The organism is Nocardia sp. NPDC102475, from assembly GCF_055584605.1.
Map to the genome: position 1 here is coordinate 323,730 of NZ_JBVJLS010000004.1, position 17,372 is coordinate 341,101.

A 17,372-nucleotide genomic window follows, 5' to 3' on the forward strand; every position below is an offset into this window, starting at 1 on the left:
AAACACCCATACGGCAGACTGGTCTCTCGTGAGTACCCAGTTGCTGATCGGCGGTCGTTTCTACAGTTCGAGTTCACCCGACGCGACGGCAATGGCCGTGACCGACGGCACTGTGGTGTGGCTGGGCGCCGAGCAACCGGGGCGCGCGCTGCATCCGGATGCGGAGATCATCGACCTCGACGGTGCTTTCGTGGCACCGGCATTCGTCGATCCGCACGTGCACGTGACGGCGCTGGGCTTGAAACTGACCGGCCTCGATCTGTCGGTGGCGCGTTCACTCGAACACTGCCTGGAACTGCTGCGCGCGTTCGCGGTGTCGCATCCCGACGGCGCGATTCTCGGCGACGGCTGGGACGAGACCGGATGGCCGGAAGGTCGGCCGCCGACGGTCGAGGAACTCGACGCGGCAGTGCAGCCGCGGCGGCAGGTGTATCTGTCGAGGGTGGACGCGCATTCGGCGGTGGTGTCGTCGGGGTTGTTGACCGCGGAAGTCACCGCCGCCTCGGGTTTCACGCGCGGCGCACCTCTGCGCGCCGACGCGCACCATCTGGTGCGCACCGCGGTTCTCTCGGGATTGGATCGCGCACAACGGGATCGGGCGCGCAAGGCCGCACTGGATACGGCGGCCGCGCACGGTGTCGTGGCGGTGCACGAATGCGGGGGACCGGAGATCGCCGGGCGCACCGATATTCGTGAGTTGCTCGACTTCGAGCACGGTGTGGAAGTCCGGGCCTATTGGGGTGCGGCGGTGCGCACCGCGGACGAGGCGCGGGCGCTGATCGCCGAACTCGGGGTGCACGCACTCGGCGGCGATCTGTTCGTGGACGGCTCCATCGGCTCGCACAGCGCTCTGTTGCGCGCGCCCTATGCCGATGACGCCGGAACCGGTCTCGACTACCTCGACGCTGATACGATCGCCGCGCATGTGCGCGCCTGCACCGAGGCAGGCATTCAGGCCGGATTCCACGTCATCGGTGATGCCGCGATGGACGCTGTCGTCGCCGGATTCGGACAGGTGGTCGGCGAACTCGGCGGGCCGGCCGTCGCATCCCGCGCGCACCGCGTCGAGCATGCGGAGATGATCGATGCCGATCAGATCGCGAAACTGGCCGCCTGGGGCGTAATCGCCAGTGTCCAACCGGGTTTCGACGCGACCTGGGGCGGACCGGACGGCATGTACGCCACCCGCCTCGGCTCCGAACGCGCCGGCGCCCTGAATCCCTTCGCGGCCATGGCCGCGGCGGGCATCGCCCTCGCCATCGGCTCGGACGCGCCGGTTACCGCACTCGATCCCTGGTCGGCGGTCCGCGCCGCGGTCAACCACCGCACCCCCGGCCATGGTCTCTCACCTCGTGCCGCCTTTGCCGCTGCCACCCGGGGGGCCTGGCGGGCGGGCGGCATCCGCGACGGCGTCGCGGGCACCTTGGTCCCGGGAGCTCCCGCCTCCTACGCGATCTGGGACGCCGCCGACCTCGTTGTCGCAGCCGCCGCCGATACCGTCCAGCGCTGGTCCACTGATCCGCGTTCCAGGGTCCCCGGCCTACCCCCGCTCGACCCCGACGCATCCCTGCCCACCTGCCTGCGCACCGTCCACCGCGGAGTCACCATCCATGAAGCCTGAAACACCCGGCGTGGCCCTGCGCCGCGTGGCGGTCGCGCTCGGTCGGTATCCGGTGCTGAGCCGGTCGGTCGCGGCGGTGGTGTCGGGGTTGTTGATTTTCGGGAGTTTTCCGCCGCGGCCGTTCTGGTTTCTTGCGCCTATCGGAATCGTGGTGCTGACGCTGACCATCCGCGGCGCCGCGCGGATGCGTGGGGGGTTCGGGTACGGGTTCCTGGCGGGGCTGGCGTTCTTCGTGCCGCTTTTGCCGTGGACCGGGATCTACGTCGGGCCGGTGCCGTGGCTCGCGTTGTCGACGGTGTGTTCCTTATATATAGGACTATTCGGGCTATCGGCGCGGTTGTTGTTTTCGCTGCCGGGGTGGCCGGTGTGGGTGGCGTTGACGTGGACGGCCACCGAGTGGCTGCGATCGAGCTTTCCGTTCGGCGGATTCCCGTGGGGGCGTTTGGCGTTCGGTCAGGCCGACGGGTGGTACCTCTCGCTGGCCATGGTCGGGGGCGCGCCGCTCATCGGATTCGCGGTGGCGCTCACCGGAACCGCGGCGGCGGCAGTGCTGGTGTACGTGTGGACGCGTGTGACGGTCGTGCCGACGGACGATCAGTCGCCCGCCGAGTCGGGTCGTACCACCAAGACCCGCATCGGAATTGTCGCCGCGGCGGTGACTTTGGTTACCATCCCGGTCACCGGAGCGATCCTCCGGACCGCGCTGCCCGGCCCGGAGGAGGGGGACCGGACGATCACGGTCGCCGCCATCCAGGGCAGCGTGCCGCGGCTCGGGCTGGACTTCAATGCCCAGCGGCGCGCTGTACTCGACAACCACGTCCGGCGCACCGAGGAATTGGCTCGAGCAGTCGCGCAGGGGCAGGCGCGCAAGCCGGACGTGGTGATCTGGCCGGAGAACTCATCGGATATCGACCCGCTGCGCAATGCCGACGCGGCCGCGGAGATCACCGAGGCGTCCGAGCAGAGCGGCGCGCCGATACTTGTCGGCGCCGTACTGGTGAACGGCGATCGCACGACGACGAACTCGGTCATCGTCTGGAACGGTGCGGCCGGTCCGGGCGAGCGGCACGACAAGAAGATCATCCAGCCGTTCGGTGAATACCTGCCGATGCGCAGCTTCTTCCGCCTGTTCTCCGAGTACGCCGACCGCGCCGGATACTTCGTCCCGGGCCACGGCGACGGCACCGTCCGCGCCGACCCTTTCGAGCGACCTGGAAGCAGTCGCTACGGCGGGTTCGATATAGGCGTCGCGACCTGCTACGAGGTCGCCTTCGACCGCGCCTTCCGCGATTCCATGCACGCGGGCGCGCAATTGCTGACCGTGCCCACCAATAACGCCACCTTCGGCGACAGCGAGATGACCTATCAGCAGCTGGCCATGTCCCGGGTCCGTGCCGTCGAACACGGCCGCGCCCTCGTGGTCGCCGCCACCTCCGGTGTCAGCGCCATCATCACCGCGGACGGCACAGTCCAGCAGCAGACACCCAAGTTCGTACCCGCCGCGCTGGTCGCCGAACTGCCGTTGCGGAGCGACACGACACTCGCGACCCGATTCGGCGCCGAAGCGGAACTGCTCTCGGTTATCCTGTCCGGTGCTGCCGTCGTGGTGGCGGTTATCCGGCGGCGAAAGACCCGCGGTAGGTATGTGAACGACCAGGCCACCATGAACCAGCCGGTCGGCTGAGCTCGCCAGATCGGTTGAGCGCAATGAATAGGGCTTTTCCCTAACCAAACAATCGGTATGTTTCGGGGCTTCGAAACCATCTTTCGGTCTGCCCGGAGCATTAGCGTGCAGTTCGCCAGCTTGGATTCAGAGCTGGCGTAAGTGGTCGTTCTTTTCGGTGTTTTTGCCGCTCAAGCCGCAAATTTGGAGGGTTTGCGGGAAGATAGCTTGCGAAAGTGCCTTACTGCCAACATCGTTCGAAGTGAAACAAATCCGCAACGCTGGCCATCCGTTGCATTCGATGCTCCGAATCTATGGGCGTGGATCACGTCCTACGGCTGGCGCGTGCGCGCCTGCGGTGGCGGTGCTCGGGGAGTTGTGCATCAACAGCGGCAGAAGGAGTGATTGATGAAGTCATTGGCCACGGATCGCGTCGACCAATGCTCTTCCGGTGAATTCTCGGCACAACCATTCGCTCTGTCGCCAGCGCAAACAGCCCTCTGGTACGCCCAACGTATCCGCCCGGATGTCCCGCTGACCATTGCGCAGTATGTCGAGATCCACGGAGACTTGGACGTCGGACGCCTGCTGTACTCGATCGAACGCTTCGGTGTCGAAACGCAGGTCGGACATGTGCGTCTGATCGAGATCGACGGTGTCCCGCATCAGGTGATCGACCACGCCCGCCGCCCGGGCTGGGGCCGGATCGATCTGCGCGACGAGCCTGATCCGCACGCGGCCGCGCTGCGCTGGATGAATGAGCACGCCAGTTCGCCGATCGACTTCGAGCGGGATCCACTCACCACGAACATAGTGTTACGGACCGGCGAATCCGACTACATCTGGTACGCGCGCGGCCATCACATCGTGATCGACGGCTACGGCGCGATGAACGCACTCACCCGCACCGCGGAGATCTATACGGCGGTGGAGAACCGCACCGAACCCGAGGCATCCCGGGCCACGCCGCTGGCCAAAATCTATGCGGACGAATCCACATACCGCGACTCCAGCAGGTTCCGCAACGACCGCGACTATTGGCTCGAGCAATTGGCGGGCGCGGGTGGACCGATGACTCTGTCCAACGTGAACGGCCTCACCGCCGCCCCCGACGCGGGGCGGCGGCGTGCTTGCGCGGTCCTCGACGAACGCGCCGAGGCGGCCATGACCGCGGCCACGGCCGAACTCGAGACCCACAGCTCGACCATGTTCGTCGCAGCATTGGCTGCCTACGTGCGCTCGGTGACCGGCAATCCCGACGTGGTGCTGAGCCTGCCGGTGTCGGCGCGGACCACGGTCGCGCTGCGCCGCTCCGCCGGCGTGGTCTCGAATGTGGTGCCGATCCGGGTGCGCTTCGATGCCGATACCACCGTCCGCGATGTCGTGCGCGCCGCCGAATTGCAGATCACCGGCGCGCTGCGACACCAGCGCTACCGGCACGACGACATCCGCCGCGATTGCGGCTACTCCCGCGATGCGCGCGGGTTCTTCGGCCCGATGGTCAACATCATGCTGTTCCACGACGAGCTGAGGTTCGGCAGTCTGCTCGGCTCACTGCATGTGCTCGCCACCGGCCCGGTCGAGGACCTGTCCATCAATCTGTACAACGGCGAGGGCGGTCGCATCCATATCGACTTCGAGGCCAATCCGCGGCTCTACGCGGAGTCCGAGGTCACGGCGCACCACGGCCGGTTCCTGGACTTCCTGACCCGGTTCCTCGCCGCCGATCCCGATACGCACGCGGAGAGTCTGATCGCCGTCACCGATGACGAGCGCGAGCGCGTGCTGCACACCTGGAACGCCACCGAGACCGCGCCGCAGCAGGGGACCCTGTCGGGCCTGTTCGCCGATCGCGCGATGATCTGCCCGGACGCGGTCGCGCTCGAATTCGGTGACGAGACACTGACTTACCGCGAGCTCGACGAGCGTGCCAACCGGTTGGCCCGCCTGCTCATCGCGCGTGGTGCGGGGCCTGAGCAGGTTGTCGGCCTGTACCTGCGGCGCAGCCTCGAACTCGTCGTGGGCATCTACGCGATCATCAAGGCGGGGGCGGCGTACCTGCCGCTGGATTCTGATCATCCGGTCGAGCGGATCGAACAGATCCTCGAACAGGCCGATCCGGTCTGTGTATTGACCACGGCCCGAGACGAACTCGCGCTGCCGGCGGGCGCGGACACGGTCGCGATCGATACCGTCGACCTCACGGATTTCGCAGCCCGTCCGGTCGCCGACACCGACCGTCTCGCCCCACTGCGTGCCGATCATCTCGCGTATGTGATCTTCACCTCGGGATCGACCGGAAAACCCAAGGGCGTCGGCGTAACTCACGCAGCGATCGTCAACCGGCTGCGCTGGATGCAGCACGAATATCCGCTGGACGGCACCGACGCGGTGCTGCAGAAGACCCCGGACACCTTCGACGTCTCGGTCTGGGAATTCTTCTGGCCCTTGCAGATCGGCGCGCGACTCGTCGTCGCGACGCCCGACGGACATCGCGATCCCGGCTACCTGGCCCGGACGATCGCCGAAAAGTCGATCACCGTAGCCCATTTCGTGCCGTCCATGCTTTCGGTGTTCGTCACCGATACCGATGTGCGCGGCTGCACCACGCTGCGCAGGGTGTTCTGCAGCGGTGAAGCGTTGCCCGCGGCCACCGTCCGTGATTTCCATGCCGCTCTGCACGGGCCGGAACTGCACAATCTGTACGGGCCGACCGAGGCTGCCGTCGATGTCACGTACTGGCCGTGCCCGGCCGACCCGGATACCGTGCCGATCGGCTCGCCGGTGTGGAACACCCAGACCTACGTCCTGGACGCACGCCTGCGGCCGGTGCCGCCGGGGGTTGTCGGCGAGCTGTATCTCGCGGGCGTCCAACTGGCACGCGGTTACCTCGGCCAATCTCGGTTGACCGCTGATCGTTTCGTGGCCAACCCGTTCACCCCAGGCGCCCGGATGTATCGCACCGGCGATCTGGCCCGCTGGCAGGGCGAGCCGGACCTCGGTGGCCACCAAGGCGATTCAAGTCGGGGTGTCCTCGAATACCTGGGTCGCAGCGACTTCCAGGTGAAGATCCGCGGTCTGCGCATCGAACTCGGTGAGATCGAGGCGGCGCTGCTGGCCGACGAACGGGTCGCCCGCGCGGTCTGCGTCGCCCATCGCGGCCGCACCGGCGACGAACTCGTGGCCTATATCGTTGCCACCCAGGCCTTTTCCGACGACTTGGACAGCACCGCGCTGCTGAATGCCTTGCGTCGCACGCTGCCAAGCTACATGGTGCCTTCGGTGCTGATGGTGCTCGCCGAACTACCGCTGAGCGCAAACGGCAAGATCGACCGCAAGGCGCTGCCTGAACCGACTGCCGCCCGCCCGTCCGGCCATCTCACCGCCGAGCCCCGCACCGAGGTGGAGCGGGTCCTCGCCGGTGTCTTCGCTGAAGTTCTCGGTATCGACGGAATCGGTGTCGAGGACGGCTTTTTCGATCTCGGCGGCAATTCGCTGATCGCCGCCCGCGCGGTCGCGCGGATCAATGCCGCCCTCGGTACCGGGCTGACTATCCGCGACCTGTTCGAGGCCTCGACCATCGCCGCGTTGATCGAGCGCTTCGCCGCCCACAACCCGGACGCGTCCTCCCCGAAGCTGGTACCGGCCGAACGGCCGCAACGGATTCCGCTGTCGCTGGCGCAGCAGCGGCTGTGGATCCTCAATCGCTTCGCCGAACATGCCGCCGCCTACAACATGCCGCTTGCCGTCGAGATCGATGGACCCATCGATCTCGTGGGGCTGCGTGCCGGACTCGTCGATGTGATCGAACGGCACGAATCCCTGCGCACCACCTTCCCGGATGCACCGGAAGGTCCGTACCAACTCGTGCATCCGGCCACCGATATCCCGCTCACCCTGGACCCGATCGATGCGACCGGCGCCGATGTGCAGGAACTGGCCGAGGAGTTCGCCGGATACGGCTTCGATCTGCGCAGTCAGGCCCCGATCCGGGTGGCCCTGTGGACCACCGGACCAGATCGGCATGTATTCCTCATCGTGCTGCACCACATCTGCGGCGACGGTTGGTCGATCGCACCGCTGGCCAGGGACCTGATGGCCGCGGTGGCCATGCGTGCGAAGGGCATCGCTCCGCAGTGGACTCCGCTGCCGGTGCAGTATGCCGATTTCTCCCTGTGGCAGCGCGAACTGCTCGGCGACGAAGCCGATCCGGCGAGTGCGCTGAGCCGTCAGCTCGCCTACTGGCGCGCGGCCCTCACCGGTCTGCCGGATCAGCTCGACCTGCCGCTGGATCGCCCGCGCCCGCTGCGGCGCTCGACCGACGGCGGGCGGGTCGAGTTCACCATCGCACCCGAGATCCGCCGCGCCGCAGGCGAACTCGCGGCCAGCCGGGGTGTCAGCATGTTCATGGTGCTGCACGCCGTACTGGCCACGCTGCTCGCGCGGCTGTGCACGAGCACCGATATCGCCATCGGCACCCCGATCGCGGGCCGCTCGGATCCGGCGCTCGACGATCTGGTCGGCATGTTCGTCAACACGCTGGTTTTGCGGACCGAGGTCGATCCGGCCGCCGGATTCGACCAGATGCTCGATGTGGTCCGCGAAACCGATCTCAACGCCTTCGCCAATGCGGATGTGCCGTTCGAGCGGCTGGTCGAACTCGTCAACCCGGAGCGCTCCGCCGCCAGGCATCCGCTGTTCCAGGTGATGCTGTCCTATGACCGCGCACCGGATCTGAGCATCGACCTGCCCGGTGTACAGGCGCAGGTGCTGCCGATCGCCGCCGATATCGCCAAATTCGATCTGCAGCTGGAACTGCACGACGGTATCGCCGACGGCCCGCTGCATGCCGAATTCGGCTATGCCACCGATGTTTTCGACAAGCGCACGGTCGAATCGTTCGCCCGCCGGTTCATCGCCGTGCTCAGTGCCGTCGTCGCCGAGCCGAATCGACCGGTCGGTGATCTGGAGATCCTGGACCGGCGCGAGGCCGCGAAGCTCGCGCCGATCGCCGGTGCTCCGGGCGAGCCCGCGATCACCCTGGCGCAGCTGTTCACCGACATCGCCGAGCGGCTGCCGGATGCGACCGCCGTGCGCTACGAGGGCGTCGACACCAGCTACCGCGAACTCGACGAGATGTCGAACCGCCTGGCGCGCACGCTGATCGAACACGGCGCCGGACCCGAGGTCGTAGTGGCGATCGCCTTGCCGCGCAGCCTCGATTCCATCGCGGCCATCTGGGCCGTGGCGAAAACCGGTGCGGCATATGTGCCGATCGATCCGAGCTACCCGGCCGAGCGGATCGGGCATATGATCGCCGATTCCGGTGCCATGCTCGGGCTGACCGTGCCGGAATCCCTGGCCACCATGCCCGCCTGGCCCGCCGCAGGCGGTAAGCACCGCAAGCACTATGTCGATTGGCTGGTACTCGGCTCGGATGAACTCGCCACCGAATCCGCCTGCTACTCAACTGATCCCGTCACCGATGCGGACCGTCACTATCCGATGCGCACCGCGTATCCGGCCTACCTGATCTACACCTCGGGTTCCACCGGAAAACCCAAGGCGGTCGTCGTCACCCACGCCGGTATCGCATCGCTGGCACAGGAGCAGATGTATCTGTTCGGTGTCACGGATTCGGCACGCACGCTGCACTTCTCCTCGCCCAGCTTCGACGCGTCGGTGCTGGAGATCCTGCTCGGGTTCGCGGCAGGCGCCACCATCGTCGTCGCACCCGCGGGCATGTATGGCGGTACGGAACTCGCCGATCTGCTGCGCACGGAGCGGATCACCCATGCCTTCATCACCCCGGCCGCGCTGGCCACCGTGCCTGAGGACGGGCTCGACGAGCTCGAGGCCGTCATCGTCGGCGGTGAGGCGTGCTCGGAGGAACTGGTCGAACGGTGGTCGGCCAGGCACCGCATCCACAATATGTACGGGCCTTCCGAGGCGACCGTCGCCGCCACCGCCAGCGGTCCGATGCAGGCGGGTCGCCCGGTGCCGCTCGGCATGCCGGTGCGCGGTATGCGACTGTTCGTGCTGGACGGTCGGCTGCATCCGGTGCCACCGGGCACCCCGGGCGAGCTCTATCTGTCCGGCCCGGGGCTGGCTCGCGGCTACCTGGGCCGATATGGCCTCACCGCACAGGGCTTCCCGGCCAACCCACACGGTAGGCGCGGTGAAAGGATGTACCGCACCGGCGATCTCGTGGTCTCGGATCCGACCGGACAGCTGCGCTTCCTCGGCCGGGCCGACGACCAGATCAAGATCCGCGGCTTCCGCATCGAACTGCGCGAAATCGACCATGTGCTGCGCGCCCATCCGGGCGTGCGCGCCGCGCTCACCGTCGTGCACACCGACGAACACGGCCAGTCCCGCCTGGTCGCCTATGTGACCGCGGACGAACCGATCGAGGCCGCCGCAATCGCCGAGACCGCGCGTCAGCGGCTGCCCGGCTACATGGTGCCTGCCTCGATTGCCGTACTCGACGAGATGCCGGTCACCCAGGCCGGCAAGCTGGACCGAAAGGCCCTGCCCGCACCAGTTTTCGCGGCCGCGGGTACCTCGCGTGCGCCGAGCACGATGCTGGAGCAGCGCGTCGCCGCCGCGTTCGGTGAAGTCCTCGGCCATCCGATGACGGGCGCGGAGGACAGCTTCTTCGAGGTGGGTGGCAACTCGCTGCTCGCCACTCGCCTCGCCGCCGCACTGCACGCGGAATTCGGCGTCGACCTGCCGGTGCGGCTGATCTTCGAGGCGCCGACGGTGGCCGGTGTCGCGGAACGGATAACGGAAGCGCCCCGGACGCAACGGGTGGCGCTGGCTGTGCATACCCCACGTCCGGGACGCATTCCATTGTCGCTGCCCCAGCAGCGACTGTGGTTCCTTAATCGATTCTCACCCGAATCGAGCGCCTACAACATCGCATTCGTCATTCGGATCGACGGCGATCTGGATGCGGCGGCACTGCGGGCGGCGCTGACCGATCTGGTCGAGCGGCACGAGGTGCTGCGCACGGTGTTCCCCGAGGACAGTCTCGGCGCCCGGCAGTCGGTGCTGCCGACGGCCAAGGCCATGCCGGTGGTCGAGCCGGTGGCGACCGACGAGGGCGCCGCCGAGCAGACACTGCGTGCCATGGCCCGCACCGGATTCGATCTCACCAAGGACATCCCACTGCGGATTGCCTTGCTGCGCACCGACTCTCGGCGTCATCTGCTCGGCATCGTGGTGCACCACATCGCTGCCGACGGATGGTCGCTCGGCCCGCTGACCCGGGATCTGGCCGCTGCCTACGTGGCAAGGCGCGAGGGTGTCGCACCCGATTGGGCACCGCTTCCGGTGCAGTACGCCGATTTCGGGTTGTGGCAGCGCGCCTACCTCGGTGACGAGGCCGATCCGGACAGCCTCGCGGGCGAGCAACTCGCGTACTGGCGCACCGCACTGGCGGATCTGCACGACGAATTGCCGCTGCCCTACGATCGGCTGCGGCCGCCCGCGCCGACGCAGGAGGCGGGTTCGGTGCGCTTCAGCGTGCCCGAGCCGGTGCAGCGGGCACTTGCCGAACTCGCGCGCGAACAGGGCGTCAGCATGTTCATGGTGCTGCGCTCGGCCCTCGCGGTCATGCTGCGGTTCATTACCGGCGGTCGGGATATCGTGATCGGCACGCCGGTCGCGGGGCGCACCGATACCAAGCTCGACGAGCTGGTCGGCATGTTCGTCAACACGCTGGTGCTGCGCTCGGACGTCGACCCGGATATTACGTTCGCGACGCTGCTGCGCGTGGATCGGGACAATGAGCTGGCTGCCATGGCGCATGCGGATATTCCGTTCGAGCGCATCGTCAAGGAATTGGGGCGTGATACGCGCGGCAGCAGTCGCCATCCGCTGTTCCAGGTGGCGCTGACGGTGCAGGACGGGCCGGTTCCCGCACTCGAACTGCCCGACCTCGCGCTGCGTGCCGAGGAACTGGATATCGCGCTGGCGAAATTCGAGTTGGAGCTGCGGGTCGAGGCCGGCGCCCGTGACGCCGGACCGGGCGCGTCCCAGCGTAGCTTCGAATTCGTCTACGCCGCAGAACTTTTCGATGCCTCGACCGTCAAGACGCTGGCCGACCGCTTCTTGGCGGTGTTGGCGGCGATTACCGCCGCACCGCAGGCGCTGGTCCGAGATATCGATGTGCGTACCGAATTCGAGCGACGCCGGCTCACCCCGGCCACCGGTGGCGCGACTACGCCGCAGTGCACACTGGCCGCGTATTTCACCGCGACCGCGCATATGTATCCGCAGCGCACGGCAATTCGCGCGGGCGGCACCTCGCTCACCTACTCCGAGGTCGACGCGCGCTCGAATCGGCTGGCACGCACGTTGATCGAGCGCGGGCTCGGCCCAGGCGACCGGGTGGCACTCGGCCTGGCCCGCTCGGTCGACTCGGTTATCACCATGCTCGCGGTCGCCAAGTCCGGCGCCGCATTCGTGCCGGTGGATCCGAACTATCCGGCCGACCGCGTGCGGCACATGCTGGTCGACTCCGGGTGCACGGTGGGTGTCACGCTGGCCGAGCACGCCGATCGGCTGCCCGCGACCGCGGGCACCGACTGGCTGCTGCTCGATGCTCCCGAATTCATCGAGGAACTGGACGAATTCGACGACTGCATGATCGACGACTACGAACGCCATCGTCCCGTCGAGATCACCGATCTGGCCTATGTGATCTATACCTCGGGCTCGACCGGCAAACCCAAGGGCGTGGCCGTCACGCACAGCGGTCTGTCGAACTTCGGCGACGAGGTCCGCGAGCGGATGCGGATCGACAAGGATTCACACACGCTGCACTTCTCCTCCCCGAGCTTCGACGCCGCCATTTTCGATCTGCTGCTCGCGATCGGATCCGGTGCGACCATGGTGATCGTTCCGCCGGATATCTACGGCGGCGACGAACTCGCCGCGCTGATCGAGCGCGAACGCGTCACCCACACGTTCATCACCCCGGCCGCGCTGGCCACCATTGATCGGGAACGGTGGTCATTGCCGAGCCTGCGCTCGATGATGGTGGGTGGCGAGGCCTTCGGTCCCGAGTTGGTGGCCCGCTGGGCCCCGGGACGGCAGATGTTCAACGGATACGGGCCGACCGAAACCACCGTCGTCATCACGATCTCCGAGCCGATGGCGATCGGCGAACCGATCACCATCGGCACCCCGGTGCGCGGTGCGCGGGCGCTGGTGCTCGACGAGCGGCTGCGTCCGGTGCCGGTCGGCGTGCCTGGCGACCTGTACCTCGGCGGATTCGGTGTCACACGTGGGTATCTCGACCGGTTCGAACTCACCGCGACGCGATTCGTCGCCGACCCCTTCGGACCGCCGGGGTCGCGGATGTACCGCAGCGGTGACGTGGTGCGCTGGAATGCCGCGGGCGAGATCGTCTACCTCGGTCGCAGCGACCATCAGGTGAAGGTGCGCGGCTTCCGTATCGAACTCAACGAGATCACCAATGTGCTCGCCGCACATGAACACGTGCGGTTCGCCCACACCGAGGTGCGCCATATCGCGGGTGCGGATCGGATCGTCTCGTTCATCCAGCCCGTCGACGACACCGCACCGGACGTCGACGCGGTGCGCGCCAGTGTCGCCGAACAGCTTCCCGCACATATGGTTCCGGTGAGTATCACGGTGCTGGACGGGATTCCGCTGACCCCGACCGGCAAGTTGGACGTCGCGGCACTGCCGGAACCGCAGCTGACGGTGCGCACGGCGCAGCGCGCACCCGCGACCGTCGCCGAGCGGCTGGTCGCCGAGGTGATGGGTGAGTTGGTCGGTGTCGAGGGCGTGAGCGCCGAGGACAGCTTCTTCGAGATCGGCGGAAATTCGCTGCTGGCAACCCAACTCGTGGCCCGGCTGGCCGCGGCGACCAATACCCGGCTCGAGGTGCGCACCGTCTTCACCATGCCGACGGTCGCCGAACTCGCGACGCTGCTCGATTCCGGATCCGGTGCCGACGCCCGGCCGGAGTTGGTGCGCCGCGATCGGCCGGAGCGGATTCCGTTGTCGGCGGCCCAGTATCGACTGTGGTTCCTGAACCGATTCAACCAGATCGGCAACAGCGCGGGTCATGCCACCGGGGCCTACAACATCCCCGTGGTGCTGCGGTTGCGCGGCGAGCTGAATGTCGATGCGCTGGTGCGGGCACTGCACGCGGTGCAGCAGCGGCACGAGACGCTGCGGACGGTGTTCCCGGAGATCGGTGGGGTACCCACCCAGCAGATTCTCGACCCGGCCGACGCGGCCGTCGCGCTGTTCGCCGCGACGATACCGCTCGCGGAAATACCCGGTGCCGTACAGGATTTCGCGACTCCGGGATTCGATCTCGCGTCGACCGTGCCGATACGTGCCGCGCTCATCACGATCGACCCGGACGGATCCATCGAAACGACACCGGGGGAGTCGACCGAGCACGTTCTGGTGCTCGTCGTGCACCACATTGCGATGGACGGATGGTCGCTGGCACCGCTGGCCGCCGATGTGGCCGCCGCCTACGCGGCCGCATGCGAGGAGAAGACGCCGGACTGGCCGGAAGCGGAGATCCAGTACGCGGATTACACGCTCTGGCAACAGGACACGCTCGGCACCGAGGACGATCCCAATTCGGTGGTGCACCGCCAGCTCGACTACTGGCGGCACACCCTGGACGGAATTCCGGAGCTGCTGAACCTGCCTACGGACCGGCCGCGGCCGCCCGCGCCGACCTATCGCGGCGGCATCATCGAATGCCCGATCGACGCTTTGACCCATCGGGAACTGCGGACGATTGCCACCGGCAATAACGTCAGTATGTTCATGTTGCTGCACGCCGCCCTCGCGGTACTGCTGCACCGGATGACCGCGACCGACGACATCACCGTCGGTACGCCGATCGCCGGCCGCGGCGGCCACCCCGAGCTGGATCGGATGGTCGGCATGTTCGTCAACACGTTGGTGCTGCGCACCCGGATCGATCCGAACGCCAGGTTCACCGACCTGCTGCACGCCGTGCGCGATATCGATCTGGATGCCTTCGCGCATGCGGACCTGCCGTTCGAGCGGCTTGTCGAGGTACTGAATCCGGCCCGCTCGCAGGCCCATAACCCGATGTTCCAGGTGATGCTCTCGGTGCAGAACCACCCGGTGCGGGTGTTGGATCTGCCCGGGCTGCGCATCGAGTCGGAGGATGTCGACACCGGTATCGCGAAGTTCGATCTGCAGTTCACGCTGACCGAATCACACACCGGCACAAGGGAACCCGGCGGCATCAACCTGTCGGTCAACTACGCGAGCGATCTGTTCGACGAGGAGACCGCACGGCGGCTCGGCAGGCGGCTGGTCCGGCTGCTCACCGGTGTCGCAGCGAATCCGACCACCGCCGTGGGCGATCTGGAACTGCTCGATCCCGCCGAATGGTCCGGGTTGGCTCCGGTGCGCGGGGCGGAGGCGGACCGGCCGGCCACCTTCCCCGAGGTGTTCGAGAACGCGGCGAATATCGATCGCAAGGCCATCGCGCTGCGCTCGGGCGATACGCAGGTGAGCTACGACGCGCTCGACCGGTGGACGAACCGGCTGGCGCGGGTGCTCATCGAACGTGGGGTCGGCCCGGAAACACTGGTGGCGCTGGGGATTCCGCGCTCGGTCGAATCGGTCGCGACGATGCTCGCGGTGGCCAAGGCGGGTGCGGCATTCGTGCCGGTCGACCCGTTGTATCCGGCGCAGCGGATCTCCCATATGCTCACCGATTCCGGTGCGGCACTGGGCATCACGCTGGCCGAGCACCGCGACCAGATGCCGGGCGATGCAGAGTGGATCGTGCTCGACGATTCCGAATTCCGTGGGCAGGTGCTGGATACGTCCGACGCGCCGATCAGGACGGGCGAGCGGACCAGCTTGCTGCGGGTGGACAATCCGGCGTACGTCATCTACACCTCCGGCTCGACCGGCACGCCGAAGGGTGTCGTGGTCACCCACGGCGGCCTGTCGAACTTCGCCGCGGAGACCGCACAGCGGTTCGAGGTGCACCCCGGTAGCCGGGTCCTGCATTTCGCGACGCCGAGCTTCGACGCCGCCATGCTCGACCTGCTGCTCGCACTCGGTGGTGCGGCGACGCTGGTGATCACGCCATCGGGTGTGGTCGGCGGCGCCGAACTGGGCAAGGTGTTCAGCGACGAGGGAATCACGCACGCGTTCATCACCACTTCCGCACTCGGCACGGTCGATCCGACCGGTGTCACCGAACTGGCGCATGTGCTGGTGGGCGGTGAGGCACTGCCGCCGGAGCTGGTCACACGCTGGGCGCCCGGCCGCAATCTGTACAACGCATACGGGCCGACCGAGACCACCATCGTCACGGTGATCTCCCAGCCCATGGCACCGGGCGAGCCGATCACGATCGGCGGGCCGATCCGCGGCGTCAACGCCACCATCCTCGACGGACGGTTGCATCCCGCGCCGGTCGGGGTGACCGGTGAACTGTATCTGGCGGGTAGTGCGCTGGCACGGGGCTATCTCAACCGTCCGGGGCTGACGGCGCAGCGGTTCATCGCGAATCCTTACGGCAAGCCGGGTGAAAGGATGTATCGCACCGGCGATCTCGTGCGCTGGTTCGGGCGCAGCTCCGACTCGGCCCGCGAAATCGAATACCTCGGCCGCACCGACCATCAGGTGAAGATCCGCGGCTTCCGCATCGAACTCGGCGAGATCGACGCCGCACTCGCGCGGCACGAGGCGGTCGAGTTCTCGACGACCATCGGTTATCGGACCCCCGCCGGTGCGACCGCATTGGTGTCCTATGTGAAGCCGTGCGATGGAATTACGCTGAACGCGGCCGAGCTCACCGAACATCTCGCGGCGCGGGTGCCGAATTACATGGTGCCCCAAGCGATCATGCTGATCGATGAGGTTCCGCTCAGTCCGGTCGGCAAGCTCGACCGAGAGGCGCTGCCGGAACCGGTGTTCAGCGCGAGCGAAGGCTATCGGGCGCCGACCACCCCGACCGAGGTGCAGCTGTGCGCCGCCTTCGCGACGGTGCTCGGTGTCGAAGCGGTGGGTGTCGACGACGGATTTTTCGAACTCGGTGGCAATTCGCTGCTGGCCACGAAGGTCGTGGCAGAGCTGCGCGCCAACGGGGTCGATCTCCCGGTGCAGCTGATGTTCGGCGACTCCACCCCGGCCGCCATCGCGGCCCGGCTGGACGGAGTTGGTCACCCCGGCGCGGCCATCGCCGCGACACTGGAACCGGTACTGCCGATCCGGGCCCGCACCGCCGCGAGCCGGGCCCCGCTGTTCTGCATCCATCCCGCGATCGGACTGTCCTGGTGCTACTCGGGCCTGCTCGCGCATCTGGCTGCGGACCGCCCGGTGTACGGATTGCAGGCACCGCACGTCGCGGGCGAGGACGGGTTCGATTCGATGGGCGAGGCCGCGGAAAACTATGTGGCGCATATCAGGTCGATCCAGCCCGAAGGGCCCTACCACCTGCTCGGCTGGTCGCTGGGCGGCCTGATCGCGCACGAGGTGGCGGTTCAGTTGCAGGAGGCGGGCGAGCAGGTCGCGCTGCTGTCGATGATGGACAGCTACCAGCTCACCGACGAATGGCTCGAGCATGCGATCCCCACGGTGGCCGAGATCATCGGCGAATTCGGCACTGACGCCGATGACGTCGAACTCGACCCGCGCATGACCCTGCGCGATGCCGCCGAACTGCTGAGCTCGCGTCCCGGCCCGTTCGCCGCCCTGACCATCGAACACCTGGAGCGCCTCTACGCGGGCTACACCAATGGCACTGTCCTGGCCCACGGCTTCCGCCCCAGGAGCTTCGACGGTGATCTGCTCTTCTTCACCGCGGCCGACGACGAGATCAACCACACCGACCCGACCCGCTGCGCCGCGGCGTGGGCGCCCTTCGTCACCGGCACCATTCACAACCACGACCTGCCGTGTAAACACTCGGCCATGACGACACCGGAATCACTCGCCGTCATCGGTCCGGTGGTCAACGAGCACCTGGAAGGCGCACCGGGGCAGGAGGCACGGTCGTGAGAGAGCGTTTCGAACAATCCATCGACACAGCAC

3 protein-coding genes are annotated in these 17,372 nt (G+C 67.2%); all 3 read left to right on the forward strand.

Translation table 11 applies throughout. From position 1 onward, the window contains the following. Nucleotides 1-28: 28 nt before the first annotated feature. The 3 genes from ACZ60G_RS09740 (at nucleotide 29) to ACZ60G_RS09750 (ending at nucleotide 17,339) form a co-directional block, all read left to right on the forward strand. Nucleotides 29-1,621, forward strand: a complete 1,593-nt coding sequence (locus ACZ60G_RS09740; RefSeq protein WP_465808863.1) for an amidohydrolase — start codon at nucleotides 29-31, stop codon at nucleotides 1,619-1,621. Further along, complete coding sequence (gene lnt / locus ACZ60G_RS09745) at nucleotides 1,611-3,305, forward strand: apolipoprotein N-acyltransferase (RefSeq protein WP_465808864.1); 1,695 nt, start codon at nucleotides 1,611-1,613, stop codon at nucleotides 3,303-3,305. The genes ACZ60G_RS09740 and lnt overlap by 11 nt, the downstream gene beginning before the upstream one ends. A 387-nt stretch (nucleotides 3,306-3,692) precedes the next feature. Further along, the gene (locus tag ACZ60G_RS09750) at nucleotides 3,693-17,339 is read left to right on the forward strand and encodes a non-ribosomal peptide synthetase (protein WP_465808866.1); all 13,647 of its coding nucleotides are present in this window, start codon (nucleotides 3,693-3,695) and stop codon (nucleotides 17,337-17,339) included. Nucleotides 17,340-17,372: the final 33 nt, after the last annotated feature.